Source organism: Paenalicyclobacillus macrosporangiidus, assembly GCF_900116805.1.
Classification (GTDB): domain Bacteria; phylum Bacillota; class Bacilli; order Alicyclobacillales; family Alicyclobacillaceae; genus Alicyclobacillus_H; species Alicyclobacillus_H macrosporangiidus.
Genome location: NZ_FPBV01000061.1, coordinates 1 through 3,442 on the forward strand (window position 1 = coordinate 1; position 3,442 = coordinate 3,442).

A 3,442-nucleotide genomic window follows, 5' to 3' on the forward strand; every position below is an offset into this window, starting at 1 on the left:
CTCACGAAGCTGGCGTACGTGATGTTCGCCGTTGTGATTGCGGCGCTGTTCATCATCGCGATTGGCGCGCTGATGATCTTTGGCATCAACAAGGCGCAGACCAGCGGCGCGAACGCGATGAACTCCGTGAGTTCCACCAGCGGAACCACGACCGTGGGCGGATACACGGGGTCGTACACGGGTGGCGGCAGCATTTCTCTTCCGTCGCTTGGCAGCGGTTCTGGCAACTGATTTCTGACACCCGGAGCGGGGCGGGCGAGGGTTCTTGCCCGCCCCTTTTGCGTCAAAGGGGGGGATTTTCGGTGCGCAAGTGGATGCGGCTGCGGCGTGCCGGAACGGGGATCGGCACACTGTACGCAAGTCTTGTGTCGGTGGCCGCGTTGCTGGTGGTTTTAGGGCTATTGCTCATCTTCTCCTCCCTGATTCACGTGCGTCAGGTGTTGGTCACCGCAGCCGAGAACGGGGCGCGGGTGGCCGCGTTGACGGGAGACACCCAAACGGTGCAGGAGGCGGTGGCCGATACTTTGCAAGAAGCGAACTTGCCGCAGACGTACCATGACCAGACGCTGTGGACGGTCTCATCGACCTCAGTGGTGAACGGCCCGGCGCAGCCCGAGGCGAAAGTTACCATCCAATACCATGCACCTATCCTGTTCCCCAATCTGTTTCGGGCGCTGGGGCACCCCAACAGCCTGCCCGTGACCATTCCACTGAGCGTCAGTGCGTCGGCCGTGAACGAGACGTATTTCACGGGGCCGCCGAACTGAGGAGGGGGGTAAAATGAGCGCTCTGTACAAGGGACTGGTGTGGGTGACGATTGGGCTGCTTTTGACGGTCATGCTCATGACGTTCGGGGCTGCCCACGCGGGATACCGGCAACTGCGCGCGGCGGCGGAAGCAACGGCTTGGTCGGGGCAGACCGCCATTCACCATGAGGTTGCCGCCACCACGGGGAATCAGGGGTATTTTGACGTAACCATCCGACAGAAAAGTGATCCAGTTGCGGCCGCACAGGCGCAGTGGCAGCAAAGCGTTCAGCAGTTGCACCTGTCGTCGATGTTCTCGGGTCTCAACGAGACGACGACGGTGCAGAACAATGAAGTGACGGTAACGGCTTCCGGGGTTTTTCATGTGCCATGGCTCGACACGGCGTCGCGGGTACTGTTCGAGGGCCGGTATGCGGTGACGTTTCAAGTGCCGATGCGGGTTTCCGTGACGGGTTCGAACCAATGAGCAGGAGGTGGGCACGCGTGGACCCGCTGTTTGAACACATTTTGGCCGGTGCTGGCGCTGTTGGGCTGGCTGGTGCCGTGGGATACGGCGCCGTGCGAGACAAGGACAGGGTGGTGGCAGAGCGAAACCGTTGGAAGGGTGAGCCGCGAGCGCTTATCGCTCGCTCAAACCACATGTACAACGCGCAGGAGACCGCCGCGTGGCTGGCGCGGCTTACGCATTTCCGGCGGCCGAGGGCCGAACGGTACACCAAGGGACGGGTATGGTTCACCTTCCGGGTGGAAAAGGACACGCGCGGTGAGGTGTGGTTCTGGTTTATCGTGCCGGACGACCGGGTGCAAGGGGTTCGAGGGACGCTGCCACCGACGCTGGAATGGCACGAAGTGGCGGAGGAGAATCGCCATGCGGCTTTGAGCCCTGAGAGCCGCAAGGCGCGAATGCGCGTCGTCGCGAAACACCCCATGTTGCCGTTTGCCCGCCCCGGCAAATCCGACCCGTTGGTGACGCTGCTGCGGGCGATGGGACCGAAGACTGCGGTGGAGATCGCGTTCAGTCCGATGGACGGCGGCGAAGCGTTTGAACGGGTGCGCAAGGCTCATGCCAAGGTGGACCCGGAGGCGGCCAGAATCCATTCAGGAGCGGCGAGCACCCGTGAGGCTTTTGCGGAGGTCGGGCGGCAAACGCTCGCCGAGTTGGGCGCGGCGTTCACGGGGAAACCGGTGCTAAAACCGGGGCAAGGCAGGGCGCAGACCGTCAAACCGTCGCTTCTCCCCCACCAGAAAGCACGGGTGCAGGGGATATTGCGGCGGTACGAAGAACTCGACGAACTGTTTGAGGTGACGATTCAGTTTGAAGGCGAGAACACAGGGCGCGCCCAGCCGTGGTTCCAGGGGATGCTTGGGGCGCTGACGGATGTGGCAGCAGAGAACCAGCTTGTCGCGTCGCGTGGGCTAAGGCCGTTTGTGATGTCGGCCGAGGAGTTGGCACAGCTTGTCCATGTGCCGTCGCCGGACGAATGGCCAAAGATGCCGGTGATTCGGGAGCACGCCCGCACCCTGGGCGATGAGGAGTTCAACACGGGGGTCGCGATTGGATACCTGCGCCACCCGACACAGGCGACAAGACTTGTGCGGATTCCGTATGAGCAGTTCACGCGACATTTCCTCATGACCGGCATGACAGGCGCCGGGAAATCGTCGACGCTGGTTTTCATGCTGCAGTCACTGATTGATGATTGGGTACAGCAAAAACCTGGCGCGCCAAAGCCCGGTTTTACGTTGGTGGACCCCGCCTCGGAGACGGCGCTCATCATCCTGTCGCGTCTTCAGGCCACATTGCCAAAAGACAGTCCACTGTGGAAAAAGGTGCACTTCGTCTCTTTCTCGAACCGCGATTATCCGGTGGCTATGAATCTTCTGCGGGTGCTGTCGGCAGACGCGCTGGTGGCGACGATAAGCCGTGCGTATGGTGGCGGCGCGCGAATCGACGAGATCGTGGACAAGTGCGTGGCGGCGTTCCAGGAGGACGACGAGGTGGTGCATGTTCTCGCTGGGATGATCCCGATGCTCAAAGACGAACGCTGGCGGATGCCGGTGGTGCGCCGACTCAAGACGCCGCTGCTTCGGTCCTACTGGGAACAGACCTACCCGGCGCAGGCGAAAAACCCGGACTACTACGCCCCGGTGGAGCGGCGCTTGCGCCCGTTTGTCTCAAGCAGCACGGCGCTTTATTTCGGCCAGCCGGAATACGCCTTGCCCATTCGGGAGTGGATGGACGAGGGGCACATCCTGATCCTCGATGTTAAGGCCCTGGGCGGCGAGTTGATGGGCCTGCTGATGGGCGGTCTCATCGAGCGGTACTACCAGGTGGCGTTGACCCGTCCTGAGAGCACGTCGCTGACGCACTTTCTGCTTGTGGACGAGTGCCACCGAGTGCAGACCGGCGTGATGGCGAAAATCATCGCAGAGACTCGGAAGTTTGGGTTGAGCCTGGGGATGATCACGCAGTCGGTAGAGCAGTTCGACGGGGAACTGAAAAAGGCGATCAAGGACGTGCTGGGCAATTTCATCTCGCTTCGCGTTGGCATAGACAGCGCCAGGGTGATGGCGGAACTGACGCAGGGGCACTTTTCACCGGACTACCTGCGGGCGCTGGATGACAACGTGGCGGCGGTGTTCACGACGGTGGGCGGGAAGTCCTCGTCGTGTGA

Annotated in this window: 4 protein-coding genes; all 4 read left to right on the plus strand. The window is 61.9% G+C overall.

The genetic code is table 11. The features are described 5' to 3' along the window. The coding region (locus BM357_RS20040; RefSeq protein WP_074956851.1) for a hypothetical protein at positions 1 to 231 on the plus strand (231 nt) is incomplete at its 5' end. Positions 232 to 302: 71 nt separating this feature from the next. After that, positions 303 to 767 carry a hypothetical protein gene (locus BM357_RS18485; protein ID WP_139234808.1) on the plus strand — a complete coding sequence of 155 codons (465 nt, stop codon included), beginning with the start codon at positions 303 to 305 and terminating at the stop codon, positions 765 to 767. Positions 768 to 780: 13 nt separating this feature from the next. After that, on the plus strand, positions 781 to 1,233 hold the full coding sequence (locus BM357_RS18490; protein WP_074956853.1) for a hypothetical protein: 453 nt from the start codon (positions 781 to 783) through the stop codon (positions 1,231 to 1,233). Between the two features lie 17 nt (positions 1,234 to 1,250). After that, on the plus strand, positions 1,251 to 3,442 hold a 2,192-nt coding region (locus BM357_RS18495; RefSeq protein WP_245784100.1), incomplete at its 3' end, for an ATP-binding protein.